This is a genomic window from Streptomyces sp. NPDC001568, assembly GCF_042893755.1.
Taxonomy (GTDB): Bacteria; Actinomycetota; Actinomycetes; order Streptomycetales; family Streptomycetaceae; genus Streptomyces.
In genome coordinates this window covers 31672-57308 of record NZ_JBIAVF010000007.1, presented here as the reverse complement: position 1 = coordinate 57308, position 25637 = coordinate 31672, and the positions used below count along the sequence as shown (strand labels likewise).

Genomic DNA, 25637 nt, shown 5'->3' with positions numbered 1-25637 from the left:
CGGTAGGACCCGCACGAACCGGAGGGGCGGCGCTCGTCACGAGCACCGCCCCTCCGGGCTTTCCCCCCTCGGATCCGCTACTTGCCGAGCGGGCGCAGCGACTCGGCGAAGGTGCCCACCGCGTGCGCGATGACGTCCAGGTTCGTGTCGAAGGCCTTTAGGTCCAGGTTCTTCAGGGTGTCCCCGGCCCCGTGGTAGTTCGGGTCGTACGGGGCTCCGGCCGTGCCGCCGTAGCGCTTGGCCTGCTCGGCGGTCTTGATGCCCTCGGCGCCGGTGAAGGTGCCGCCCGCCGGGATGCCGTTCGCGATGAACGGGCCGTAGTCGGAGCGGCCGTCGAAGTCACTGCCCTCGTGCGGCTTGCCCTTCTTGTCCAGGAAGCCGTTGATCAGCGCCTCGATCTGCGCCGAGCCGGCCGGGCCCGCGCCCGCGCCGACCTTGTCCGAGTCGTCGCCGTCGTAGACGAACTGCGCCGGGTTGGGCGAGGCGATCATGTCGAAGTTCAGGTAGAGGGCGATGTCCTCCTTCTGCTTCTCCGACAGCCGCGCCACGTAGTGCTCGGAGCCCAGCAGGCCCAGTTCCTCCGCCGACCACCAGGCGAAGCGGACCTTGTTCGCGGGCTGCTTGCCCTTGCCCTTCTTGTTCGCGCCCTCGTCGGCGAGCTTCAGCGCCACCTCCAGCAGACCGGCCGAACCCGAGCCGTTGTCGTTGATGCCCGGGCCCTCGGGGACGGAGTCCAGGTGGGCGCCGACGGCCACGACCCGGTCGGCGCGACCGCCCCGGGTCTCGGCGATCACGTTGCGGGTCGTCTTCTTCACGTGCTCCTGGTCCAGGTCCAGGCGTACCTTCACCTCGCCGGCGGCGACCGCCGCGGCCAGCGCCTCGCCGTCGGCCAAGGTGATGCCCGCACTCGGGATCAGCCCCTCGGCGGGCGAGGAGAACCCGCCGCGGACCGGGGTGGTGCCGCTGTGGTTGTAGACGATGACGCCGAGCGCGCCCGCCTCGGCGGCCGCCTTCTGCTTCTCGACGAAGGTGCACGTACCCCGCTTGACCAGGGCGATCCTCCCGGCGAAGGCACCGGCCGGGTAGTCGTCGGCGGTGCAGCCGGGGCTCTCGTCGACCCGCGCGAGGGCGAGCGGGGCGGTCAGCCCGCCCGCCGGGGTGGAGGGGGTGAAGGTGAAGGCGGCGGTGGCCAGCTCCCGGGGACCGGCGCCGAGGACGGTGGTCCGCTCGGTCCTCGTGCGGGCCTCGTGGATGTCGAAGTCCTGGTAGGAGACCTGGTAGCCGGCCTTCTTCAGGGTGTCGTGGACGTAGGCCGCCGACGCGGCGTGGCCCGGGGTGCCCGCGGCGCGGTTGCCGCCGTTGGCGTCGGCGATCTGCTGGAACTTCGCCAGGTGCCGGTGGGCGCCGCGCGCGGTGACCTCCTCGACGAGTTCCTTGGCGAGCCGGCCCTCGCGAGGGTCGCGGTCGTGGGCCGCGGCCGGCCCGGCCGCGAACAGCACGGGAGCGGCTACGGCGGCGGCCGCGAGGGCGGCGAGGGCCGGTATGGAGCGGCGGTGGCGGTGGTCCCGCACGGTGGTTCTCCCCGAGTAGACGGTTCGGTGTCCGGACTGTCGCGTCCGGATACCGGGCACGACAGTCCGGACGCTAACCGCCACCGACCAGGCAAAACGGACGTTCGGGGGCCCTGCAACACGCCCGTCACGCACTCGCCACGGGGGTTCACGTCCGGGACACCGTCCGTCCCTCGGACAATGGATTGGACAAGGCTCGTGGGGTCGAACGCATGATGGCTCCACGCGCGCCCGCGTCGTACATACGTAGAGGAGTCACCGTGAGGGTCGGAATCGTCGGAGCCACCGGACAGGTCGGCGCAGTGATGCGCGGAATCCTCGCCGAGCGGAAGTTCCCGCTGGATGAGCTGCGGCTGTTCGCCTCGGCCCGCTCGGCCGGCTCGACCCTGGAGTGGGAGGGCCGGGAGATCACCATCGAGGACGCCTCCACGGCCGACTACTCCGGCCTGGACATCGTGCTCTTCTCCGCCGGCGGCGCCACCTCCAGGGCCCTCGCCGAGAAGGTCGCCTCCCAGGGCGCCGTCGTGATCGACAACTCCTCCGCCTGGCGCGGCGACCCGGAGGTGCCGCTGGTGGTCTCCGAGGTCAACCCGCACGCGATCAAGAACCGTCCCAAGGGCATCATCGCGAACCCGAACTGCACCACCATGGCCGCGATGCCGGTGCTGCGCCCCCTCCACCAGGAGGCCGGCCTGACCGCGCTGATCGCCACCACCTACCAGGCCGTCTCCGGCTCGGGCCTGGCGGGCGTCGCCGAGCTCAGGGGCCAGGCCTGCGCGGTCTCCGAGACCGCCGACCAGCTGACCTTCGACGGCGGCGCCGTGGACTTCCCCGAGCCGCAGGTCTACAAGCGCCCGATCGCCTACAACGTGGTCCCGCTCGCGGGCAACCTGGTCGACGACGGCTCCTTCGAGACCGACGAGGAGCAGAAGCTCCGCAACGAGTCCCGCAAGATCCTGGAGATCCCGGGACTCAAGGTCTCCGGCACCTGCGTGCGCGTCCCCGTCTTCTCGGGCCACTCGCTCCAGGTCAACGTCCGCTTCGAGCGCCCGATCGGCGTCGAGCGCGCCTACGAGCTGCTGAAGGACGCCCCCGGCGTCGAACTGTCCGAGATCCCGACGCCCCTCCAGGCCGCCGGCAAGGACGCCTCCTACGTGGGCCGCATCCGCGTGGACGAGACCGTCGACAACGGCCTCGCGCTGTTCCTGTCGAACGACAACCTGCGCAAGGGCGCGGCGCTGAACGCGGTGCAGATCGCCGAGCTCGTCGCCGAGGAGCTCCGCCAGGGCTGACCCGGTCCGCCGGGCGCGTGAGGGGCGGGTGCCGTGCGGCGCCCGCCCCTCCCCCGTTTCACGGCCGCCGCACCTCGTAGAGGAAGCAGCCGTACTCCACCGCCCGGACGTGCACGAGGGCCACCTCCGGGTCGGCGAAGGCCTCGGCGAGCGCCTGCCCGACGACCGCGTCGGGTGCCTCGCCCAGTTCCAGTGCGCGGCCCCCGAGGATCCGGCCGGCCGCGTCGTAGCGCCGGGCGACGCGCAGCGCCCCCGGGGTCCCGAAGGGCAGGCCGTCGCCCCCGGCCGGACCGGCGCAGGGTTCGGCGTGCACGAACACGGGCCCCTGCTCGTCGTACGCCCCCGGCTCGGCGCCGGAACCGGCCGCCCAGCGGCGCAGCGGCGCGTAGGAGACCAGGGCGATGCGCTCGCCGGCCCGGCTGCGGCGCAGGCAGCAGCGCAGCGGGGCGCCGCCCTCCGGGTCCTCGTACGGGAGGCAGGGCCGGCCCGCGTCGTCGTTCAGGCGCAGTTCGGCGAGGGCGGCGGGGTCGACGGCGCGGGCGGTGAGGGGTGCGGTGGAGGAGGTCATGGCTGCGATCGTGGCGCGCCCGCTCCCCCGGCGCCGGCCGGAATCGGACCTCGCGTTCGCCTGCGGGATACTCCGGCGCGGTGGCCCGGACCTCGTGGAAGGATGGCGGGGCTACGTCACCATCAAAGGAGATGACCGCGTGCCTGGCACGAATCTCACCCGTGAAGAGGCTCAGCAGCGCGCGGCGCTGCTCACCGTCGACTCGTACGAGGTCGAACTCGACCTCAGCGGTGCGCAGGAGGGCGGTACCTACCCGTCCGTGACCACCGTGCGCTTCCGGTCCGCCGAGGCCGGCGCCGAGACCTTCATCGACCTCGTCGCGCCCGCCGTGCACGAGGTCGTCCTGAACGGCAAGTCGCTGGACGTGGCCGCCGTCTTCCGGGACTCCCGGATCGCGCTGCACCACCTCGCCGCCGGGGACAACGAGCTGCGCGTCGTCGCCGACTGCGCCTACACCAACACCGGGGAGGGCCTGCACCGCTTCGTCGACCCGGTCGACCAGCAGGCCTACCTCTACACCCAGTTCGAGGTTCCGGACGCGCGGCGCGTGTTCGCCAGCTTCGAGCAGCCCGATCTGAAGGCCACGTTCCAGTTCACCGTGACGGCCCCCGAGGGCTGGACGGTCATCTCGAACTCGCCGACTCCGGACGCCGCCGACGTCAAGGACCGGGTGTGGGCCTTCGAGCCGACCCCGCGGATCTCCTCGTACATCACGGCGCTGATCGTGGGCCCGTACCACGCGGTGCACAGCTCGTACGAGGGCAAGGACGGCCAGTCCGTGCCGCTGGGCATCTACTGCCGCCCCTCGCTCGCCGAGTTCCTCGACGCGGACGAGATCTTCGACGTCACCCGGCAGGGCTTCGACTGGTTCCAGGAGAAGTTCGCCTACGACTACCCGTTCGCGAAGTACGACCAGCTCTTCGTGCCGGAGTTCAACGCGGGCGCCATGGAGAACGCGGGCGCGGTCACCATCCGCGACCAGTACGTCTTCCGTTCGAAGGTGACGGATGCGGCGTACGAGGTGCGCGCGGAGACCATCCTGCACGAGCTCGCCCACATGTGGTTCGGCGACCTCGTCACGATGGAGTGGTGGAACGACCTGTGGCTGAACGAGTCGTTCGCCACCTACACCTCGATCGCCTGCCAGGCGGACGCCGAGGGCTCGAAGTGGCCGCACGCGTGGACCACCTTCGCCAACTCCATGAAGACGTGGGCGTACCGGCAGGACCAGCTGCCGTCCACGCACCCGATCATGGCGGACATCCGTGACCTGGACGACGTCCTGGTCAACTTCGACGGCATCACGTACGCCAAGGGCGCCTCGGTGCTCAAGCAACTCGTCGCTTACGTCGGCACGGACGCCTTCTTCAAGGGCGTGCAGGCCTACTTCAAGGCGCACGCCTTCGGCAACACCCGTCTGTCGGACCTGCTGGGCGCCCTGGAGGAGACCTCGGGCCGCGACCTGACGGCCTGGTCGAAGGCGTGGCTGGAGACGGCCGGCATCAACGTCCTGCGGCCGGAGGTCGAGACGGACGCGCAGGGCGTCATCACCGCCTTCGCGATCCGCCAGGAGGCCCCGGCGCTCCCCGCGGGCGCGAAGGGCGAGCCGGTGCTGCGTCCGCACCGCATCGCGGTCGGCCTGTACGACCTGCGCGACGGCGCGCTCGTGCGCACGGACCGGATCGAGCTGGACATCGACGGCGGCCTCACGCCGGTGCCGGAGCTGGTGGGCCGGACCCGTCCGGCGGTCGTCCTGCTCAACGACGACGACCTGTCGTACGCGAAGGTCCGCCTGGACGAGGTGTCCCTCGCCAACGTGACCGCCCACCTGGGCGACTTCACGGAGTCGCTGCCGCGCGCCCTGTGCTGGGCCTCCGCCTGGGACATGACCCGCGACGGCGAACTCGCGACCCGCGACTACCTCGCGCTGGTGCTGTCGGGCATCGGCAAGGAGTCGGACATCGGCGTCGTGCAGTCGCTGCACCGCCAGGTGAAGCTGGCCGTCGAGCTGTACGCCGACCCGGCGTGGCGCGAGCAGGGCCTCGCCACCTGGACGGAGGCCACGCTGGAGCACCTGCGCGGCGCCGAGCCGGGCAGCGACCACCAGCTGGCGTGGGCCCGCGCCTTCGCGGCGACGGCCCGCACCGAGGGACAGCTGACGTACCTGGCGGCGCTGCTGGACGGTACGGCCGAGCTCGAGGGCCTGGTCGTGGACACCGAGCTGCGGTGGGCGTTCCTGGAGCGCCTGGTGGCGACCGGCGTCGTCGGGGAGGCGGCGATCGACGCCGAGCTGACGCGGGACGCGACGGCCGCGGGCGAGCGCCACGCGGCGACCGCCCGGGCCGCGCGCCCGACGGCGGAGGCCAAGGCCGCGGCGTGGGCCTCGGTGGTCGAGTCCGGCGACCTGCCGAACGCGGTGCAGGAGGCCGTGATCGGCGGCTTCGTCCAGACCGACCAGCGCGAGCTGCTCGCCCCGTACACGGCGAAGTACTTCGCCGCGGTCAAGGAGGTCTGGGACACCCGCAGCCACGAGATCGCCCAGCAGATCGCGGTCGGCCTTTACCCGTCGCTCCAGGTCTCCCAGGAGACCCTGGACACCACGGACGCGTGGCTGGCCTCGGCCGAGCCGAACGCGGGCCTGCGCCGGCTGGTGTCGGAGGCCCGGTCGGGCGTCGAGCGCGCCCTGAAGGCCCAGGAGGCCGACGCGGCGGCCGGCGCCGCCGCCATCTGACCCGGTCCCCGTCCCCGGGGACCCGGAAGCGACCCGGCCCCCGCCCCGATCACCGGGCGGGGGCCGGATCGCTTCCGGACCCGGTTCGGCGCAGCGTGGCCGCGGTCTCGCGCAGGGCGGTGAGGACGCGGGACACGGCGGGCGCCGACTCGGAGCCCCGGCGCAGCGCGGCGATGACGTGCCGGGCGGGCCGGTCGTGGGCCAGGACCCGTACGGTGACCCCCGCGGCCCGGCCTGTGACCATGCGCGGGACGAGCGCCACGCCCATGCCGGCCTCCACCATGGCCAGGATCGCGGTCCAGCCGGAGGCCGAGTGGGCCTGCTCGGGGACGAACCCGGCGGCCTCGCAGGCGTTGCGGGTGATCTCCGACCAGGGGCCGCTGCCCCCGTAGATCCAGCGCTCCCCGGACAGGTCGGCCAGCCGCAGCGCGGGCGCGGCGGTCAACGGGTGCCCGGGCGGCAGGGCCACGTCGAGGGGGTCCTCCAGCAGCGTGACCCGGCTGAAACGGGGGTCGCGGGCGCCGGGCGCGTGCGCGGCCAGCGACAGCGCGAGGTCCACCGCCCCGGCGGTCAGCAGCTCGTACGACTCGGCGGCCTCGGTCTCGCGGATCCGTACCTCCACCCCCGGGTGGGTGCGCCGCAGGGCGGCGACGGCGGGGACGACCAGGACGGGCACGGCGGTGGAGAAGGCCCCGATCCGCACCTCGCCGGCCTCCCCGGACAGGTACCCGGCGAGTTCGGCGTCGGCCCGTTCCAGTTGCGCGAAGACGGCCTCGGTGTGCCTCAGGACCAGGTGGGCGGCGTCGGTGAGCCGGACCCGCCGGCCCTGGGCCTCCAGCAGTGGCACCCCCAACTGCCGGGCGAGGTTGGTCAGCTGCTGCGAGACGGCCGAGGGCGTCATGTGCAGCGCCTCGGCCGTGGCGGTCACGGTCCCCCGGTCGGCCAGGGTCCGCAGGATCCGCAGCTTCTTGATGTCCCACTCGGTCATGGGACCGAACCTACCGGCGGGCACCCAGTCCCACGCCGCCCAGGATCAGCGCCATGCAGAGCAGCTGCGCGGGGCCGGTGTGTTCCCCGAGGAGCAGGAAGCCGAGTCCGGCGACGCACACGGGCTGGAGGTAGTAGACGACGCCCGCCCGGGCCGCGCCGATCACCGAGACGGCCTTGTTCCAGGCGAAGAAGGCGACGGCCGAGGAGAAGACGCCGACGTACAGCAGTTGTCCGGCCGAGCCGGGGGTGACCTCGAAGCCGCCCTGGACGGCGAGGGAGACGGCGTAGGCGGGGGCCAGCATCAGCGCGCCGAGGACGAAGGTGGCGAACAGGAAGGCGAGTTGGCCGATCTCGGCGGGCTTGCGCTTGAGCAGGGCGCTGTAGGTGGCGAAGGACAGGGCGGCGCCGAACATCCACAGGTCGCCGGCGCCGAAGTCGAAGCCGATCGAGCCGTCGCCGACGAGGAGCAGGACGCCGAACGCGGCGAGCAGCAGGCCGAAGGTGCGCCGGGCGCCGAGCCGTTCGCCGCCGAGGCGGGAGTAGAGGGCCATGATGACGGGCGAGGCCGCCATGATCATGCCCATGTTGGAGGCGGAGGTGGTCAGTCCGGCCTGGTGGACGAGGGTGTTGTAGAGCGTGACGCCGAAGAGGGTGGCGAGGCCGACGTAGCCGAGGTGCTCGCGCAGCAGGGCCCGCTGCCGCCAGGCCTGCCGGGCGGCGAACGGGGCGACCGCGACGGCGGCGATGATCCACCGCCAGAAGACGGCCTGGACGGGCGGGACGGTGTCGGCCATGCCCCGGGTGGCGACGAAGCTGCCGGACCAGACGACCGTCGCGACCAGGGCGAGGAGGAGACCGATGCCGGCGGCGGCGCCCTTGCCGCTCCGGGCGCCGGGCCGCTGCGGCACCTGCCGGCCCTGACGCTCCTGCTGGGCCTGCTGGGCCCGCTGGGCTCGCCGGGCCTGCCGGTCGGTGCGGACCTGGTCCGTGACGCTCACGTGGTCTCTCCCCCTCGGGGTCTGGGTCGGGTCTGTCGTGGACCTACCGTCGCACCTCCGCATTACTCAGGTCCATCGAAACATTTCGATCGATACCTTCAGCAGAACTGAACGTTTTCTGCGGGGCCCGAGGCGGGCGCCCCGGCAGCTGTCCGATGACGGTGGCGCCGAAGGCGATGGCCATGCCCGCCAGCTGGACGGGCGAGAGGGCCTGGCCGAGCGCGGCCCAGCCGATGATGGCGGCGGTGAGGGGGGACAGCGGGCCGAGCAGGGTGACGGAGGTGGCGCTGAGCCGGCCGATGCCGCGGAACCAGAGCCAGTAGGCGATGCCGGTGTTGATCAGCATCATGTAGCCGTATCCGAGGAAGGCCTTGCCGTCGAGGGCGGGCGGCGCCCCCTCGATCAGGGCCGCGATCGGGATGATGACCAGCCCGCCCGCGGTGAGCTGCCAGCCGGTCATGGCCAGCGGGCCGACGCCCTCGGGCCGCCCCCAGCGCTTGGTCATCACGGTGCCGGCGCCCATGGAGGCGGAGGAGACCACGCCCGCGATGACGCCGATCAGGTCGAGCTCCGCCTCGGCGGTCAGCACCACCATGCTCACGCCGAACGCGGCGGCCACGGCGGCGAGGACGGTCCGCGGCCTGGCCCGCTCGCCGAGCAGCAGGGCGGCGAGTCCGACGACGAACAGCGGGCCGGCGGAGCCCAGTACGGCGGCGACGCCGCCCGGCAGCCGGTAGGCGGAGAGGAAGAGCAGCGGGAAGAAGGCGCCGATGTTGAGCGTGCCGAGGACGGCTGACTTCCACCACCACTCGCCCTTGGGCAGGGTCCGGGAGAGGGCGATGAGGAGCAGTCCGGCGGGCAGGGCCCGCATGGCCCCGGTGAACAGGGGTCGGTCGGGCGGCAGGAGTTCGCTGGCGACGAAGTACGTCGAACCCCAGGAGATGGGGGCCAGGGCGGTCAGGAGCGTGGTGGTCAGGCGGTTCACGGGGACTCCTCGAACGGGTGAGGAAACGTGGGAACGGACCGGGCGGCGGTGGCTCAGGCGGCGACGGCGACGGCCGGAACGGGTGCGGTGACGGGTGTCGGCGGGGTGGCGTGCACGGCTTCGGCCGGCAGGTGCCGCTCCAGCAGGACCAGCGCCAGCGCGGCGCCGAGGGCGGCGACGGCGAGGACGGCCCAGGGCAGCCGGCCGTCGACCGCGAGCAGGACGGTGAACAGGGACGGGGCCAGGGCAGTGGCCAGCGCGTACGACAGCTGGTAGGTGGCCAGGTAGCGGCCCCGGACGGCTTCGGGGGCGGCCGAGACGGACAGCGCGCCGCCCGAGGGGCTGTGCACGAGTTCGCCGAGGGTGTAGACGACGACGATGGCGAGCAGGGCCACCATCGTGGCGGTCTGCCCGGGGCGCAGGGTGCCGAGCACGATCTGGGCGACGAAGGCGGCGGCGAAGAGCAGGGCGCCGAGGGCGGCGGAGCGGGTGCGGCGGGCTCCGGAGCGGCGGACCCGACCGGCGATCAGGACGCCGATCCCGGCGCACAGCACGGTGTTGACGGTGAAGGCGGCCCCGGTGAGGGAGTCGGGCCCGCGCAGCCAGGTGGAAATGTAGAGGGGGAAGAGGACGGACAGGGCCGCGTAGCCCAGCGCCGTCAGGAAGTTGGCGGCGGTCAGCCCGAGGAAGGCGCGGTCGCGCAGCACCGTCCGGTACCCGACGACGGGCCCCTCCGCGGCGTCCGGCGCTTCGGCGTCGCGCACGGGTCGGACCCGGGCGACGAGGAGTCCGGCGAGGGCGAAGGCCAGGGCGTTGCCCCAGGCGGTGTACTGGAATCCGCCGGTCCCCCAGAGCGCGAGCACCCCGGAGACGAGCAGGGCGCCGGCGCCCATGCCCGCGTTCTGCAGGGCCCGTACGGAGGCCTGGAGGCGGTCGCGGGCGCCGCCGCGGGCCACCTCCCCGATGAGGGACTGCTGGACGACGGGGAAGGAGCGGTCGGCGAGGGCGGTCACCAGAGCCACGGCCGCGAAGGCGGCCGGCGATCCCGCGAAGGGGTACAGGGCGAAGCCGAGGGCCCGCACCGCGTAGAGCACCAGGTTGACCCTGCGGGCGCCGAACCGGTCCACGGCGGAGCCGGCCAGCGGCATGAAGGCCAGTCCGACCAGCCCGGTGACGGTGAGCACCAGCCCGACGAGCGTGAAGGAGAGGCCGGTGACGTGGTGGAAGAACACGAGGGAGAACGGGATGTACATCCCGATCCCGACCGCGCTGATCCCGACGCCCGTGAGGAGGGAGCGTTCCCCGGCCACCCTGGTTTCCGCCGGACCCCGCAGTACCTTCAGCACGACTTCTCCCCCAAGTAGGTCACTTGAAAGTAGCTTAGCACTAAGCCACTTTCCGTCAAGCAACTTTCTTGCGAACGAGGAAGCGGAACCGGATACTGCCGATATGACCGAGGCCAACAAGGACGCCGTGGACGCCATCGCCGCCCAGTGGTACGCGGTGCGCCCCGACCTGGACACGGCCCCCATGGCCGTCTTCGGGCGGATGTACCGGATCACCAAAGCCATGGGCGACGCGATGGAACGGACCTACAACCGCTACGGGATCTCCCGCGGGGAGTTCGACGTCGTCGCCACGCTGCGCCGCTCAGGCGCCCCGTACACGCTCTCGCCGCGCCAGCTGTCCGCCACGCTGATGCTCACGACGGGCGGCATGACCGGGCGCCTGGACAAGCTGGAGAAGGCCGGGCTGCTGGGCCGCAGCCCCGATCCGCACGACCGGCGGGGGCTCCAGGTCACGATCAGCGACCGCGGGCTCGCCCTGATCGACGAGGCGGTCACCGCCGGCCTGGAGGTCCAGCGCGCCGCCCTGGCCGGCCTCGACGGCGAGGAGGTCGAGCAGCTGACCGCCCTGCTGCGCAAGCTCATGGCCGACGTGCCGTAGACACGACGGGGCGCCGGAGGTCGCGCCACGGCCGCCCTACGGCGGCCGTACGGACCTCCGGCGCCCCGGAAGTATGAAGATGGGACCTGCCCGGTCGGTCAGGCCTGGGTCTTGCGCGACTTGTCGCCGACCATCACCAGACCCGCGATGACCAGGAACAGCACGATCGGCGCGGCCACGAACAGGCCGAGCGTCTCGGCGATGCTCAGCTTGGGGCCCGGGTCGTCACCGTCGTCGGGGGTCAGCGCGAGGGCGGGAGACGTCATCAGCAGCATCATCAGCGTCGTTCCGGCCGTGATGGCGCCGGCGCGCAGAGCGTTCTTCTTGTCCACGGTGCAAACGTAGCGAACACCTACAGCGGCCGCGCGCCCGGGGGTGCCGTACGGGTCCCCGCCCCTTCCCGCACCGCGCTCAACAGGGCGTTCGCCCGGGGCGAGGCGGTCAGCTCCTCCAGCGTCAGCGGCCGGCCCGACGCGTCGGCGACCGGCAGCCTCCAGTTGGGGTACTGGTCCCAGGTGCCCGGCAGGTTCTGCGGCCGCCGGTCCCCCACCGCGTCCGGCAGCCACACGCCGACCAGCCGGGCGGGCGTGCGCAGCAGGAAGGCGTACAGGGAGCGGACGGCCGCCTCCTCGTGTTCGGTCGTCAGGCCCAGCCGCTCCAGCACCTCCAGCCAACGGGCGGTGTCGGCGGCGTCCTCGGCCTTCTCCACCTCCAACGGACGGGTCAGCAGGCCGAGCCGGTCCCGCAGTTCGACGTGCTCCCCGGCCAGTTTGGCGGCGGTGGGCGGCAGGTCGTGGGTCGTGACGGTGGCCAGGCAGTCGGCCCGCCACTCCTCGGGGTCCAGCGGCTCCCCGTCGCCCTCCCAGTCCCGTTCGAACCACAGCACCGAGGTGCCGAGGATCCCGCGCCGGGCCAGCGCCCGGCGCACGCGCGGCTCCACCGTCCCGAGGTCCTCGCCGACCACCAGGGTTCCCGCCCGGTGGGCCTCCAGCACCAGGACGGCCAGCATCGCCTCGCCGTCGTAGGAGACGTACGTGCCCTCGGCGGGCGGGGCCCCCTCCGGGATCCACCACAGCCGGAACAGACCCATGACGTGGTCGATGCGGACGGCCCCCGCGTACCGGAACAGCCCGCGCAGCAGGGCCCGGAAGGGGGCGTACGCGGTGCCCTCCAGCGCGTCGGGCCGCCACGGCGGCAACCCCCAGTCCTGGCCCCGCGCGTTGAAGGCGTCCGGCGGGGCTCCGACGCTGATGTGGCGGGCGTGGAAGGGGCCCGCGCCGGCGTCCGAGCCGTCGGGGTGCACGCCGACGGCCAGGTCGTGCACGATGCCGACCGTCATCCCGGCCTCCCGGGCGGCCCGCTGGGCGGCGGTCAGCTGGGTGTCCGTCAGCCAGACCAGCCAGCGGTGGAAGTCGCCGCGCTCCTCGGGGTCCTCCCCGGCCGCGACCGCGCACCAGGCGGCGTGCTCGTCGAGGTGGGCCCCCTGCTCCGCGCGGAACTCCCCGTAGCCCGCCTCCCGGGCGGGGCTGCGCGGGACGGTGTACAGCAGTTCCAGGGCGGCGCGCTTGAGGGCCCAGACGGCATCCCGGTCGATCAGGGTCCCCTTCTCCAGCACCTCCCGGCGCAGCTCCGCGCCGCGGCCGGCCAGTTCGGCGAGGGCGGCGCGGTCCGGGCAGTCGGCGTACTCGGGGACGTCCTCGATCCGCAGGTGCACCGGGTCGGGGAAGCGGCGCGAGGAGGGCCGGTAGGGGGACGGGTCGGTCGGGGTGCCGGGGACGGCCGCGTGCAGCGGGTTGACCTGGATGAAGTCGGCGCCGTGGGTGCGGGCGGCCCAGCGGGCGAGCTCCGTCAGGTCGCCGAGGTCGCCCATGCCCCAGGAGCGTTCCGAGAGCAGGGAGTACAGCTGGACGAGCAGTCCGTGGGCCCGGGCGGGCCCGGCCGGGGCACGCTCCGGGGCGACGATCAGGGTGGCCGCGGCCGCGTGCCCGTCGGGCAGCTCGGCGGTGAGGCGATGCACCCCGAGGGGCAGTTCCGCGGGCTGCCCGGAGGCCAGCCCGCGCGGCGGCTGCCCGGCGCCGGCCTCCCACACGAGGGGTTCGGGCCCCTCCTCCGGATCCACCCGGATCCGGGTGCCGGCGGGGAGCGCGGTCAGCGGCGGCGGGACGGTCTCGCCCTGCCAGAGCACCAGCGTGGGGGGCAGCGCCCGTCCGGCCCGCTCCCGTTCGTCCTCGTCGGCCATCGCCCGGACGTCCTGGGGGGTGTCCACGGGTACGCCGATCAGGCCGAGGACGGCCCTGACGGTGACCTCGGGCACGGGGACGGTGACGTCCTCGGCCGGCTGGTAGGTCGTGGCGACGCCGTGCAGGGCCGCGAGCCGGTCGAGGTCGTCCATCGGTGTCCTGTCTAGTAGCCCGCGACGATCGTGGCGGGGAGATTCGGCTCGCTGGTCAACGGGAGCCCCTCCATGAGCGGGGATTCGCTGGTCAGCGGCGCGCATGCGGATCCCTCCGGCGGCTGCTCGCCGACGAGGGGCCGATCCTCCGGCCAGCTCGGGGCGGGCAGGTGGGCCAGCGGTGCCTTGGGGTCGGGAGCGGTCGGGTCGGCGGGTTCGGAGGTCGGACCCGCCGATGCGGGGACGGCCGGGTCGGGCGCCGCGGGCCGGGTGGAGCGGGTGGCGGGGCGCGGAAGGCGGGCGGGGGGAACGGTGGACTTGGTACGGGCGTTCACGAGAGCACTCCTTTGCGCGGGATCGTCGGACCCACCCATGCAACACACCGGCGGACAACGCAGCCATACCCAGTCGGCGGGCCCGCATTCCTGGCGGATCCAGGTCAGACCGCCCCACGACCCCTGCGGACCGCACCGCGCGGGCGTCCGATCCGGGCCCGTTCCCGGGTGCGGGAGCGGTCCGGGACGGGCGGGCTCCGTGCAGCTCGGGGGCGGGCGGCGACCCCTCGGCGGGGCGCCGGCCCCAGGTGGCAGGAGGAGGGGAGCGAGCAGGGCGGCCGGCGGAGGCGGGCGGCCGGCCCTACGACGCCGCGACCCCGATGCGTTCCAGCGCGTCGTCGGCGCCGTACGGCTGGAGATAGGGCATCCACCGGGGGTCCCGGTGGCCCGTACCGATGATCCGCCAGGCCAGTCCGGACGGCGGGGCGGGCTGGTGGCGAAGCCGCCAGCCCAGCTCCAGCAGGTGCCGGTCGGCCTTGACGTGGTTGCAGCGGCGGCAGGCGGCGACGACGTTGTCCCACTGGTGTTGGCCGCCCCGGCTGCGCGGGATGACGTGGTCGACGCTGGTGGCGACGGCCCCGCAGTACATGCACCGGCCGCCGTCGCGGGCGAAGAGCGCGCGCCGGGTGAGCGGAACGGGCCCCCGGTAGGGGACCCGCACGAAGCGCTTGAGTCGGACCACGCTGGGCGCGGGGACTGCTCTGGTCGCGCTGTGCAGAAAGGCGCCCGATTCTTCCAGGGAGATCGCTTTGTTCTCCAGGACGAGGACGAGCGCGCGTCGGAGCGGTACGACGCCGAGCGGCTCGTACGACGCGTTGAGGACCAGGACGTGCGGCACGGACTGCCTCCTTGTACGCCGGCGGCGCGTGGCTCGCGCCGGGACGATCTGCTCTCCAGTCTCCCCTTACGGCTGGTCGAAGCGCCACCACGCGCCCGTAACGGGTCCGAGGTGTTTTCAACCACACCGCCTTCATCCCCAGGTGAGTCCCGTCTCTCCCTCGAACACGGCAACGGGGTCGGGCTCGTGCCCCGTTAGTGTGGTTGGTCTGCCCGCACACCCCGTTCCGCGGGCAGGCCGCTATGCCTGGAGGTTCCCGCCGTGCCCTCGCCCGCCACTCTGCTCCCGTTGGCAGCGACCACCACCGACGATGCCGCCGAGAGCGTGACCAATGCCGCGAGCTTCATCGAGGAGAACTGGGCCACCTGGCTGAGCATCGGCCTGCGCATCCTGCTGATCGTGGTGATAGCCGCGGCCCTGCGTTCGGTGGTCCGCAAGGCGCTGACCAAGCTCATAAGCCGGATGAACAGCAGCGCCGAGGCGGTGGAGGGTACGGCGCTCGGCGGGCTCCTCGTCAACGCGGAGCGGCGCCGGCAGCGGTCGGAGGCCATCGGTTCGGTGCTGCGTTCGGTGGCCTCGTTCCTGATCCTGGGCACGGCCGCGCTGATGGTGCTGGCCGCGCTGAAGATCGACCTGGCCCCGCTGCTGGCGAGTGCCGGTGTGGCCGGTGTGGCCATCGGTTTCGGTGCGCGGAACCTGGTGACGGACTTCCTGTCCGGTGTGTTCATGATCATGGAGGACCAGTACGGCGTCGGCGACAAGATCGACGCCGGGGTGGCCTCCGGCGAGGTGATCGAGGTCGGACTGCGCGTGACGAAGCTGCGCGGCGACAACGGGGAGATCTGGTACGTCCGCAACGGTGAGATCAAGCGGATCGGCAACCTCAGCCAGGGCTGGGCCACCGCCGCCGTGGACGTGCAGGTCAAGCCCTCGGAGAACCTCGCGCACATCCGTGAGGTGGTCCAGGAGGTCGCCGACTCGCTGGCCAAGGAGTCCCCGTGGGACGAGCGCCTGTGGGGCCCGGTGGAGGTGCTGGGCCTGGACGAGGTGCTGCTGGCGTCCATGACGGTGGCGGTCTCGGCGAAGACCATGCCGGGTCAGCAGTTCTCCGTCGAGCGCGAGCTGCGGTGGCGCATCAAGGAGGCCTTCGACGCGGCGGGCATCAAGATCATCGGCGGCCTCCCGATCGCCGACGAGGCCGAGGAGGCCGCGGATCCGTCGGCCTCCGTCGCCGCGCCGTCCGCCCTGTCGAACCCGACCTCGCCGCAGTCCCTGGCGACCGCCCCGATCCCGCCGCAGTCGGGATCGGGATCGCCGAGGATCACCAAGTAGCTCCCGTAGCTCCCCGTACTTCCCTTACGTCCGGGCTCGCGCCCGCGCCGCTGCCCCGCCGGTCCCCTTCCGGCGGGGCAGCGGCATTGACACGGCTCGGAACCCAATAGGAAACTTACCTAACAGTTCACCTCGTGGAGGAGAGACCGCGCCATGCCCGCCGCCACGCCCGGAACGCCCAGCCTGCTGCGCGCCATGAACGACCGCGCCGCCCTGGAGCTGCTGCTGACGCACGGCCCGCTGTCCCGGACCCGGATCGGGCAGCTGACCGGGTTGTCCAAGCCGACCGCCTCCCAGCTGCTGGCCCGCCTGGAGAGCGCCGGCCTGGTCGTGGCCACCGGAACCGACGGCGGCCGCCCCGGCCCCAGCGCCCAGCTCTACGCCCTCAACGGCCGCGCCGCGCACGTCGGCGGACTCGACGTCACCCCGGAACGGGTGCTCGCCGCGGTGGCCGACCTGACGGGCACGGTGACGGGCAGCTTCGAACTCCCCTACACCGAGGGCGCCGGCGCCGTGGAGCAGGTCACCCGGGCCCTCGACGGCGCCGTGCGCGCCGCCGGGATCGGCCCGGACGGCCTGCACCGGCTGGTCATCGCCACCCCGGGCGCCTTCGATCCGCAGACCGGCCAGTTGCGGTACGCCAGTCACCTGCCCGGCTGGCACTCCCCCACCCTGCTCGACGAACTGGCGGCGGCGCTGCCGGTGCCCGTCGAGTACGAGAACGACGTCAACCTCGCCGCGGTCGCCGAACAGCGGCTCGGCGCGGCCCGCGGGCACGAGGACTTCGTCCTGCTGTGGAACGAGGAGGGACTCGGCGCCGCCCTGGTCCTGGGCGGGAGGCTGCACCGCGGCTGGACCGGCGGCGCGGGCGAGGTCGGCTTCCTGCCCGTCTCCGGGCACCCGCTCGTCCGCCAGGTGACCCGGGCCAACACCGGTGGGTACCAGGAGCTGGCCGGCGTACAGGTGCTGCCCCGGCTCGCCGCCGAACTCGGCATCGACACCCCGCCGCAGCCCGCGCCGGACGCCCCGCACGGGCCGCAGGTCGCCGTCGGCGTCGCCCTGCTGGAGCGGGCCGCCGCCGCGCCCCATGGGGCGAACCTGGACTTCCTGCGCTCGTACGCCACCGTCCTCGCGACCGGTCTCGCCTCGCTGGTCGCCGTCCTCGACCCGGAGATCGTGGTGCTGTCCGGGGCCGTGATCACCGCGGGCGGCGACCCCCTGCGCACGCTGCTGGAGACCGAGCTGGCCGAGCTGGCGCCCTCCCGGCCCCGCCTCGTGACCGGCGAGGTCCGCGAACGGCCCGTCCTGCGGGGCGCCCTGGAGAGTGCCCTGGCCGCCGCCCGCGAGGAAGTGTTCGACACCTCCCGCTAGAGCGCCCCGCCCCGTCCGCCCCCGGCGCCCCTCCCTCCCCCCAGGCCCCCCGATCCCCTCCCTGGCACCCCTCACCGGAAGTTCCTCCCGCAGAGAGCGAGCCCCGCCATGCCCAGAACCGGACGCCTCACCACGGCCGCGGCCACCCTGGCCGCCATATCCGTACTCGCCACCGCCTGCACGGGGCAGGGCGGCGCCGCCGCCGACGATCCCAAGGCGGACGTCACCCTCAGCTTCTGGCACGGCTGGTCCGCGCCCGCCGAGGTCAAGGCGATCGAGGAGAACATCGCCCGGTTCGAGAAGGCGCACCCGAACATCAAGGTGAAGACCACCGGCAACATGACCGACGACAAGGTCAACCAGGCCCTGCGGGCGGGCGGCGACAAGGCCCCCGACGTGGTCTCCTCGTTCACCACCGACAGCGTCGGGAAGTTCTGCAACTCGGGCGCCTTCGTCGACCTGAACCCCTTCCTCGCGAAGTCCGGGGTCGACAAGGCCAAGGTGTTCCCCAAGACCCTGCTGGAATACACGCAGTTCAAGGGCAACCAGTGCACGCTGCCGCTGCTGAACGACGCCTACGGCCTCGTCTACAACAAGACCGCGTTCGCCGCCGCCGGCATCACCAAAGCACCGCGCACCTGGAGCGAGTTCACCGAGGTCGCCCGGAAACTGACCAAGCGGAGCGGGGACTCGTACGAACGGGTCGGCCTGATGCCCACCTTCCACGGCTACGAGACCACCCCCATGCGGTTGGCCGCCCAGTGGGGCCCCACGTACTTCGGCCCCGACGGGAAGTCGAACCTGGCCGCCGACCCGGCCTTCGCGCAGATGCTGACCGCCCAGAAGGACCTCGTGGCCGAGCTCGGCGGCTACGAGAAGCTGGAGAGGTTCCGCGCCGGCTTCGGTGACGAGTGGAGCGCCGAGCACCCCTTCCACCGCGGCCAGGTCGCCATGCAGATCGACGGCGAGTGGCGGGCGGCCATGGCGAAGGACGCCGGGGTCACCTTCGAGATCGGCACCGCCCCGCTGCCCGTACCGGACGATCGGATCGCCGACTACGGCAAGGGCTACGTCTCCGGCACGATCATGGGCATCTCCGCGGCGAGCCGGAAGCAGAACGCCGCCTGGGAGCTGGTGCGGTACATGACCACCGACACCGCGGCGGTGGTCGCCTTCGCCAACGCCATCCACAACGTGCCGTCCACGCTCGCCGCCCTGGACTCCCCGGACCTCGAGGTGACCCCCGAGTTCAAGACGTTCATCGACATCGCCCGGCACCCGAAGTCGAACACCACCCCGGCCCAGGCCGACGGCGGTACCTACCAACTGACCTTCCAGGACTTCGCGTACGCGGTGGAGAAGGGCGACGTCCCCGACATCGCCGCCGGACTGGCGAACACCGACCGGCAGATCGACACGGACATCGCGAAGGCCCAGTAATCCGATGCCCGACACCCACGCCCCCGCGGGCCCGCACGCCCGCGCCCCGAAGATCAGGCGCCGCCGGTCCCGGCTGCGGACCGTCGCCTTCATGTCCCCCTGGCTGATCGGCTTCTCGGTCTTCTTCGCCTATCCGCTGCTGTCCACCGTCTACTTCTCCTTCACCTCCTACGACGGCTTCCGACCACCCGTCTTCAACGGACTGGCCAACTGGAGCTACGTCTTCACGGACTATCCGCTGTTCTGGCCGGCCATGCGCAACACCCTGTGGCTGGTGCTGGTCATGGTGAGCTGCCGGGTCGTCTTCGGCCTCGGCATCGGCCTGCTCATCACGAGGATCAGGACCGGGGCCGGAATCTTCCGGACCCTGTTCTACCTGCCCTACCTGGCCCCGCCGGTGGCCGCGACGCTCGCCTTCGTCTTCCTCCTCAACCCCGGCACCGGCCCGGTCAACACCGTGCTGGAGTCGCTGGGACTGCCCGCGCCGGGCTGGTTCACCGACGCCGACTGGTCCAAGCCCGCCCTCACGGCGCTCGCGCTGTGGGGGGTCGGCGACCTGATGGTCATCTTCATGGCCGCGCTGCTCGACGTACCGAAGGAGCAGTACGAGGCCGCCGAGCTCGACGGCGCCGGCGCGTGGGCCCGGTTCCGGCACATCACCCTGCCGAACATCTCGCCGATCATCCTGTTCGCCGTGGTCACCGGGGTCATCCAGGCCATGCAGTACTACACCCAGCCGCTGGTCGCCGGGAAGGCCGCCGCCGGCGTCATCGGCGGCTCGGGGCAGCAGTTCGAGCCGGGCTATCCCGACAAGTCCACGCTGACCCTCCCCCAGGTGGTCTACAACGTCGGCTTCCAGCGCTTCGACTACGGCACCGCCTGCGTCGTCGCCCTGGTGCTGTTCGCCCTCTCCATGGCCTTCACCGCGCTCCTCATGCGGCGCCGTGGCGGACTGATCGGAGCCGGTGAATGACCACGTCGAGCCGTACGCCCCGCCTTTCGACCCGTATCCCGCCGCTGCGTTCGACCCGCCTCTCGACCCGCCGGGGCGCGCGTCGCGGGGAGGTCCTGCACTGGGTCGCCGTGCACAGCCTGGGCGTGGCCGCCGCCCTGTTCTTCGTCCTCCCGTTCGTCTTCCTGCTCCTCACCTCCCTGATGAGCGACCAGCAGGCCCTCACCCGCGACCTGTGGCCGCGCACCTGGGAGTGGGACAACTACGCGACGGTCTGGAACACCCCCGGCTTCCTCACCTGGTGGCGCAACACCCTGCTGTACGCGGGCCTCGGCACCCTGCTGACCGTGGTGTCCTCGGTGCCCGTCGCGTACGCCCTCGCCAAGTTCCGCTTCCGCGGGCGGCGACTGTCACTGCTGCTGGTGATCGCCATGATGATGCTGCCGCCGCAGGTGGTGGTCATCCCGATGTACCTGTTCTGGGCGAAGCAGCTGGACCTGTCCGGCACCCTGTGGCCGCTGATCATCCCGATGGCCTTCGGTGACGCGTTCTCCATCTTCCTGCTGCGCCAGTTCCTGCTGACCATCCCCGACGAATACCTCGACGCGGCCCGCGTCGACGGCTGCGGCGAACTGCGCACCCTGCTGCGCGTCGTGCTGCCCATGGCCAAGCCGGGCATCGCGGCCGTCGCCCTGTTCCAGTTCTTCTGCGCCTGGAACGACTACTTCGGCCCGCAGATCTACGCCTCCGACAACCCGGCCGCCTGGACCCTCAGCTACGGCCTGGAGTCCTTCAAGGGCGCGCACCACACCAACTGGAACCTCACCATGGCGGCGACCGTGCTCGTCATGGCACCGGTGATCGTCCTCTTCTTCTTCGCCCAGAAGGCGTTCGTCGAAGGCGTCACCCTGACCGGAGTGAAAGGCTGACGACCATGAAACTCGCAGTGGTGGGGGGCGGTTCCACCTACACCCCCGAACTGATCGACGGCTTCGCCCGGCTGCGCGCCGGCCTGCCCGTCGAGGAGCTGGTGCTGATCGACCCCGCCACCGAACGGCTGGAGCTGATCGGCGGCCTGGCCCGCCGCATCTTCGCCCGCCAGGGGCACCCGGCCGTCGTGACCACCACCTCCGACCTGGACGCGGGCGTCGCCGGCGCCGACGCGGTGCTGATCCAGCTGCGGATCGGCGGGCAGGCCGCCCGACTCCAGGACGAGACCTGGCCGCTGGAGTGCGGCTGCGTCGGGCAGGAGACCACCGGCGCGGGCGGCCTCGCCAAGGCCCTGCGGACCGTCCCGGTGGTGCTGGACATCGCCGAGCGCGTCCGGCGGGCCGCCCCCGACGCCTGGATCATCGACTTCACCAACCCCGTCGGGATCGTCACCCGGGCCCTGCTCGGGGCCGGCCACAAGGCCGTGGGCCTGTGCAACGTCGCCATCGGCTTCCAGCGCAAGTTCGCCAAGCTGCTCGACCTGTCCCCCGCCGAGGTCCACCTCGACCACGTCGGCCTCAACCACCTGACCTGGGAGACCGGGGTGCGCCGCGGCGGGCCCGACGGGGAGGACCTGCTGCCCGGCCTCATCGCCGCGCACGGCGACGCCGTCGCCGCCGACCTGCGCCTGCCGCGGGCGGTCCTGGACCGGCTCGGGGTGGTGCCCTCGTACTACCTGCGCTACTTCTACGCCCACGACGAGGTGGTCCGGGAGTTGGGCCGCAAGCCCTCCCGGGCCGCCGAGGTCGCCGCGATGGAGAGGGAACTGCTCGACCTGTACGCGGATCCCGCCCTCGACGAGAAGCCCGAACTGCTCGCCAAGCGGGGCGGCGCCTTCTATTCGGAGGCCGCCGTGGACCTGGCCGCCGCGCTGCTGGGCGACGGCGGCAGCCCGATCCAGGTGGTCAACGCCCTCAACAACGGCACCCTGCCGTTCCTCCCGGACGACGCGGTCATCGAGGTGCAGGCCCGGGTGGACCGCTCCGGCCCGGCGCCGCTGGCCGTGCCCCGACCGGACCCCCTGTACGCCGGTTTGATCTCCCACGTGACGGCGTACGAGGACCTCGCGCTGGACGCCGCCCTGCGCGGCGGGCGGGAGCGGGTGTTCAAGGCGCTCCTCGCACACCCCCTCGTCGGGCAGTTCGACCTCGCCGAAGGGCTCACCGACCGGCTGCTCGCCCACAACAAGGAGCACCTGGCATGGGCGTGACGCCCTCCGGCGCGGCCGTGCTCGCGATCGACGCAGGCAACAGCAAGACCGACGTCGCGCTGATCGGCGCCGACGGCGGCGTCCTCGGCACCGGCCGCTCCGGGGGCTTCCAGCCGCCCCGGGTCGGGGTCGAGGCGGCCGTGGACGTGCTGGGGCGGGCCGTCGCGGAGGCGGCGGAGGCCGCCGGGCTGCCCCGGCTGCGGCCCGGGGCCCCGTACGCCGCCCAGGTATCGGCCTGCCTGGCCAACGCGGACCTCCCCGTGGAGGAACGTCGGCTCGCCGACGCCGTCAGCGCGCGCGGCTGGGGCGCGGCGACCGAGGTGCGCAACGACACCTTCGCGATCCTGCGGGCCGGGCTGCCCGCGGGGGACGCGCCGCGCGGGGTCGCGGTGGTCTGCGGAGCGGGCATCAACTGCGTCGGCATGCTGCCCGACGGGCGCACCGCGCGTTTCCCCGCCGTCGGAATGATCTCCGGTGACTGGGGCGGCGGGGGCGGGCTCGCGGAGGAGGCCCTGTGGTGGGCCGCGCGCGCCGAGGACGGACGCGGCGGGCCGACGGAACTGGCGGCCGCGCTGCCCGCGCACTTCTCGCTCGGCTCCATGTACGAGCTGATCGAGGCGCTGCACCTGGGCTCCCTCGCCCGGGGGCGGGTCCACGAGCTGGTGCCGGTGCTGTTCGCGGTGGCCGGGGCGGGCGATCCGGTGGCCCGCGCCCTCGTGGAGCGGCAGGCCGACGAGGTGGTGGCGATGGCGTCGGTGGCGCTGGAGCGGCTCGGCCTGCTGACGCAGGACGTACCGGTGCTGCTGGGCGGCAGCGTCCTCGCGGCCGGCCATCCGCAGCTCAACGACAGGATCGAGGCCCTCCTGGCCCGCCGGGCCCCGCTCGCGCGGGTCTCGGTGGTGGCCGCGCCGCCGGTGCTGGGCGCCGGGCTGCTGGGGCTGGACGCGCTGGGGGCGCCCGCCGGGGCCCACGGGAAGCTCCGTGCCCATTTCGGGTGAACCCGCCCCGGAAGGCGGCGGATACGGAACCGTGGGGGCGCTCCCGACGTATTGACGGTGAAGGGGTGGCGGGGGGCGGCAGGGGCGGCGCGGGGGGCGTCCTCCTGGCCGGCTGCGGGTACGGATCACCCAAGATCGAGCACCGGGTGCTGTGGTGGGCCGCCGCTAAGGCCATACTGCTCCGGAACAGAGGGACCGAGGGGGAGGTCACGGTGGCCATCACGACACGCGCGCCCGCGCCCGGGAGCGGTACTTCCGGTGCGCCGCCGCGTCCCGCCGCGGGCCCGCCCGCCCCGCCGGGGCGTGGCACCGCCTGGGCGGAGGGCGTCGAGCGGCTGCGCGCCGCCGCGACCACCGAGCCGGGCCGGCTGCGGATCATCGGGGCCGTACTCGCCGCGTTGATCGTGCTGTTCGGCGCGGTCGCGGTGTGGGAGGTCTCGGACCGGGTCTCGGCCGCCGAGGCCGTGGTGGGCCGCAGCCAGCCGCTCAGCGCGGACGCGGCGAGCATCTACCGCTCCCTCGCGGACGCGGACACCGCCTCCTCCAGCGGCTTCCTCGCGGGCGCCCAGGAGCCCCGGGAGGTCCGTGAGCGCTACGAGAAGGACATCGCCAGTGCCTCCCGGCTCCTGATCAGCGCGGCGGCGAACACCGGCGCCGGCGGGGAGTCCCGCAAGGAGATAGCGCTCCTCGGCGAGCAGTTGCCCCGCTACACCGGCCTGATCGAGCAGGCCCGTGCCAACAACCGGCAGGGCCTGCCGCTGGGCGGGGCCTACCTGCGACACGCCAACGAGCAGATGAGCACGGTCCTGCTGCCCGCCGCCCAGCGGCTGTACGAGGCGGAGACCGGGCGGCTCTACACGGACCACGACGAGGCCCGGTCCTGGCCGCTGGCCGCGACGGGCGCCGGGGTGCTGGCCGTCGGCGCGCTGGCGTGGGCGCAGCGGCGCAACTACCTGCGCACGCACCGCGTGCTCAACCAGGGGCTGCTGGCCGCGACCGCCGCCTCGGTGGTGGTGCTGCTGTGGCTGACGGTCGGGCAGAGCGTCGCCCGGTCGGGGTTGAGCGAGGCCCGGGCGGACGGGCAGGAGTCGCTGAAGGTGCTCAACGACGCGCGGATCGCCTCGCTCCAGGCGCGGGCCGGCGAGAACCTGACCCTGATCGCGCGGGGCGCCGTACTGGCCGAGGACAAGAAGTCCGACAAGTACGACGTCGACTACGCGACGAACATGCGCCAGCTCGACGAGGGGCTGGCCAAGGCCCTGCGACTGGCCGACGACGACAGTGGCCGTGATCCCCTCAAGAAGGCCGCGGCCGGCGTGACCGAGTGGAAGCAGCGGCACGCGGCGGCCCGGGAGTCGGACATGAAGGGCGACTACGAGTTGGCCCTGCCCCAGGTGATCGGCGACAAGAACAGCAGCGGGGCTTCGTTCGACGTCGTGGACGCCTCCCTGGAGGAAGCCGTGGTCCACGAGCAGCAGGAATTCACCCGGGCGGCCCGGAGCGGGCTCGGCGCGCTGGACGGGCTGGTGACGGGCGCGGCGGCGCTGGCCGTCCTCGGCGCGGTGGCCGCCCTCCTCGGCATCGGCCGCAGGCTTTCGGAGTACAGGTGAGAGCGATGCGGATACGGCGGATACGGTCGGGTCAGGACGGGGCCACCGGGACGCCCGGGGCGTCCCTCGGGCGGCGCGCGGCGGGCCGGCTGCGCGGCTGGGGCGGGGTGAGCGCGATGGCCGCGGCCTGCGCGGTGACGGCGGCCGCGGTGCTGCTGCCGCTCGCCCAGGGCGCGCCGGACGGCGCCCGGAGGGGGCCGGTCCGGGAGCCGGCCGCGGTGGTCGCGGCGCCCGCCGCCCCGGCCGACACCTGCCCGGACCCGGAGGCGAGCCTGCGTCCGTCCGGCATGGACGGGCCGACGATCGAGCGGATCCGCAAGGCCGGCAAGCTCGTCGCGGGCGTGGACCAGAACAGCTTCAAATGGGGCTACCGCAATCCGGACGGCCACCTGGTCGGCTTCGACATCGACCTGGTCAAGGCCATCGCGAAGGACATCCTCGGCAACGAGGACCTGGTCATCTACCGGGCGATCCCCACCAGCCAGCGGATCCCCGCCCTCCAGGAGGGCCGCGTCGACGTCGTCGTGCGGACGATGACCATCAACTGCAAGCGCCTGGAGGACGTCGCCTTCTCCACCGCCTACTTCGAGGCCGGACAGCAGGTCCTGGCCCCCAAGGGTTCGCCGATCACCGGGTACGACGCCTCGCTGAACGGCCGCAAGATCTGCACGGCCGCCGGCTCCACGGCGGAGGCGGCCCTCAAGTCCCAGGCCTACGGCTCGGTGTCCGTCTCCGTCCCGAACCAGCTGGACTGTCTGGTGCGGCTGCAACTGGGCGAGGTCGACGGGATCATCACGGACAACGCGCTGGCCGCCGGCCAGGCCGCGCAGGACCCGTCGGTGCAGCTCGTCGGAGCCCCCTTCACCCGCGAGTTCTACGGGGTGGCGATGAACAAGGACGCCTCCGACCTGGTGCGCCGGGTCAACAAGGTCCTGGAGGACTACCGTGCGGGCGGCGACGCCGGCCCGTGGGCGACCTCGTACCGCGACCACTTCCAGAACGTGCTGCCGAAGGTGGCCTCGCCGCCCGCGCCCAAGTACCGGGACGGCTGAGGCCGGTGGCGGAATCGAGGCCGTACGTGAGCCTT

The 25637-nt window shown here is 73.0% G+C and carries 22 protein-coding genes; 12 read left to right on the top strand and 10 right to left on the bottom strand.

The window, feature by feature from the left end; all coding sequences use genetic code 11:
- Nucleotides 1-77: 77 nt before the first annotated feature.
- The gene (locus ACFY0I_RS14550; protein WP_388894577.1) at nucleotides 78-1571 is read right to left on the bottom strand and encodes a M28 family metallopeptidase; all 1494 of its coding nucleotides are present in this window, start codon (nucleotides 1569-1571) and stop codon (nucleotides 78-80) included.
- Nucleotides 1572-1831: 260 nt separating this feature from the next.
- On the opposite strand from ACFY0I_RS14550, the gene ACFY0I_RS14545 reads away from it, so the two are divergent.
- Complete coding sequence (locus ACFY0I_RS14545; protein ID WP_388894574.1) at nucleotides 1832-2863, top strand: aspartate-semialdehyde dehydrogenase; 1032 nt, start codon at nucleotides 1832-1834, stop codon at nucleotides 2861-2863.
- Between the two features lie 58 nt (nucleotides 2864-2921).
- Here the strand turns inward: ACFY0I_RS14545 and ACFY0I_RS14540 are convergent, their stop codons facing one another.
- The gene (locus tag ACFY0I_RS14540; RefSeq protein WP_388894571.1) at nucleotides 2922-3431 is read right to left on the bottom strand and encodes a DUF1203 domain-containing protein; all 510 of its coding nucleotides are present in this window, start codon (nucleotides 3429-3431) and stop codon (nucleotides 2922-2924) included.
- 139 nt (nucleotides 3432-3570) lie between these two features.
- Between ACFY0I_RS14540 and pepN the strand changes: the two genes are divergently transcribed.
- A complete protein-coding gene (pepN, locus tag ACFY0I_RS14535; RefSeq protein ID WP_388894569.1) occupies nucleotides 3571-6162 on the top strand; it encodes an aminopeptidase N in 2592 nt (863 codons plus the stop codon).
- Between the two features lie 49 nt (nucleotides 6163-6211).
- Here pepN and ACFY0I_RS14530 read toward each other — a convergent pair whose 3' ends face one another.
- From ACFY0I_RS14530 to ACFY0I_RS14515, 4 genes are all read right to left on the bottom strand, one after another.
- The gene (locus ACFY0I_RS14530; protein ID WP_388894566.1) at nucleotides 6212-7150 is read right to left on the bottom strand and encodes a LysR family transcriptional regulator; all 939 of its coding nucleotides are present in this window, start codon (nucleotides 7148-7150) and stop codon (nucleotides 6212-6214) included.
- Between the two features lie 10 nt (nucleotides 7151-7160).
- Nucleotides 7161-8060 (bottom strand): DMT family transporter, encoded by a 900-nt coding sequence (locus tag ACFY0I_RS14525; protein WP_388895317.1) that lies wholly within the window; start codon nucleotides 8058-8060, stop codon nucleotides 7161-7163.
- Between the two features lie 133 nt (nucleotides 8061-8193).
- Nucleotides 8194-9135: an EamA family transporter gene (locus tag ACFY0I_RS14520; protein ID WP_388894563.1), complete on the bottom strand. Its 942-nt coding sequence runs from the start codon at nucleotides 9133-9135 to the stop codon at nucleotides 8194-8196.
- A 53-nt stretch (nucleotides 9136-9188) separates the two neighbouring features.
- Nucleotides 9189-10481 (bottom strand): MFS transporter, encoded by a 1293-nt coding sequence (locus tag ACFY0I_RS14515; protein WP_388894560.1) that lies wholly within the window; start codon nucleotides 10479-10481, stop codon nucleotides 9189-9191.
- Between the two features lie 103 nt (nucleotides 10482-10584).
- Between ACFY0I_RS14515 and ACFY0I_RS14510 the strand changes: the two genes are divergently transcribed.
- Complete coding sequence (locus ACFY0I_RS14510) at nucleotides 10585-11082, top strand: MarR family winged helix-turn-helix transcriptional regulator (protein ID WP_388894557.1); 498 nt, start codon at nucleotides 10585-10587, stop codon at nucleotides 11080-11082.
- 98 nt (nucleotides 11083-11180) lie between these two features.
- Here ACFY0I_RS14510 and ACFY0I_RS14505 read toward each other — a convergent pair whose 3' ends face one another.
- The 4 genes from ACFY0I_RS14505 to ACFY0I_RS14490 form a co-directional block, all read right to left on the bottom strand.
- On the bottom strand, nucleotides 11181-11414 hold the full coding sequence (locus ACFY0I_RS14505; protein WP_281208351.1) for a hypothetical protein: 234 nt from the start codon (nucleotides 11412-11414) through the stop codon (nucleotides 11181-11183).
- A 20-nt stretch (nucleotides 11415-11434) separates the two neighbouring features.
- Nucleotides 11435-13474 (bottom strand): 4-alpha-glucanotransferase, encoded by a 2040-nt coding sequence (locus tag ACFY0I_RS14500; RefSeq protein ID WP_388894554.1) that lies wholly within the window; start codon nucleotides 13472-13474, stop codon nucleotides 11435-11437.
- An 11-nt stretch (nucleotides 13475-13485) separates the two neighbouring features.
- A complete protein-coding gene (locus ACFY0I_RS14495) occupies nucleotides 13486-13809 on the bottom strand; it encodes a hypothetical protein (protein ID WP_388894551.1) in 324 nt (107 codons plus the stop codon).
- Between the two features lie 301 nt (nucleotides 13810-14110).
- A complete protein-coding gene (locus ACFY0I_RS14490; protein ID WP_388894548.1) occupies nucleotides 14111-14647 on the bottom strand; it encodes an HNH endonuclease in 537 nt (178 codons plus the stop codon).
- A 261-nt stretch (nucleotides 14648-14908) separates the two neighbouring features.
- Here ACFY0I_RS14490 and ACFY0I_RS14485 point away from each other — a divergent pair, with 261 nt between their 5' ends.
- From ACFY0I_RS14485 to ACFY0I_RS14445, 9 genes are all read left to right on the top strand, one after another.
- Nucleotides 14909-15979, top strand: coding sequence for a mechanosensitive ion channel family protein (locus tag ACFY0I_RS14485; protein ID WP_388894545.1), 1071 nt, complete (start codon nucleotides 14909-14911; stop codon nucleotides 15977-15979).
- A gap of 153 nt (nucleotides 15980-16132) precedes the next feature.
- Nucleotides 16133-17350: an ROK family protein gene (locus tag ACFY0I_RS14480; RefSeq protein WP_388894541.1), complete on the top strand. Its 1218-nt coding sequence runs from the start codon at nucleotides 16133-16135 to the stop codon at nucleotides 17348-17350.
- A gap of 108 nt (nucleotides 17351-17458) precedes the next feature.
- Nucleotides 17459-18790, top strand: coding sequence for an ABC transporter substrate-binding protein (locus ACFY0I_RS14475; protein ID WP_388894539.1), 1332 nt, complete (start codon nucleotides 17459-17461; stop codon nucleotides 18788-18790).
- Nucleotides 18791-18794: 4 nt separating this feature from the next.
- Nucleotides 18795-19763 (top strand): carbohydrate ABC transporter permease, encoded by a 969-nt coding sequence (locus tag ACFY0I_RS14470; RefSeq protein WP_388894536.1) that lies wholly within the window; start codon nucleotides 18795-18797, stop codon nucleotides 19761-19763.
- The gene (locus tag ACFY0I_RS14465) at nucleotides 19760-20671 is read left to right on the top strand and encodes a carbohydrate ABC transporter permease (RefSeq protein WP_388894533.1); all 912 of its coding nucleotides are present in this window, start codon (nucleotides 19760-19762) and stop codon (nucleotides 20669-20671) included. Before ACFY0I_RS14470 ends, ACFY0I_RS14465 begins: the two co-directional genes overlap by 4 nt.
- Nucleotides 20672-20676: 5 nt before the next feature.
- On the top strand, nucleotides 20677-21942 hold the full coding sequence (locus tag ACFY0I_RS14460) for a 6-phospho-beta-glucosidase (protein WP_388894530.1): 1266 nt from the start codon (nucleotides 20677-20679) through the stop codon (nucleotides 21940-21942).
- Complete coding sequence (locus tag ACFY0I_RS14455) at nucleotides 21933-22940, top strand: N-acetylglucosamine kinase (protein ID WP_388894527.1); 1008 nt, start codon at nucleotides 21933-21935, stop codon at nucleotides 22938-22940. Before ACFY0I_RS14460 ends, ACFY0I_RS14455 begins: the two co-directional genes overlap by 10 nt.
- Before the next feature lie 212 nt (nucleotides 22941-23152).
- Nucleotides 23153-24550, top strand: coding sequence for a hypothetical protein (locus tag ACFY0I_RS14450; RefSeq protein WP_388894524.1), 1398 nt, complete (start codon nucleotides 23153-23155; stop codon nucleotides 24548-24550).
- Nucleotides 24551-24666: 116 nt separating this feature from the next.
- Nucleotides 24667-25602, top strand: a complete 936-nt coding sequence (locus ACFY0I_RS14445) for a glutamate ABC transporter substrate-binding protein (protein WP_388895314.1) — start codon at nucleotides 24667-24669, stop codon at nucleotides 25600-25602.
- Nucleotides 25603-25637: the final 35 nt, after the last annotated feature.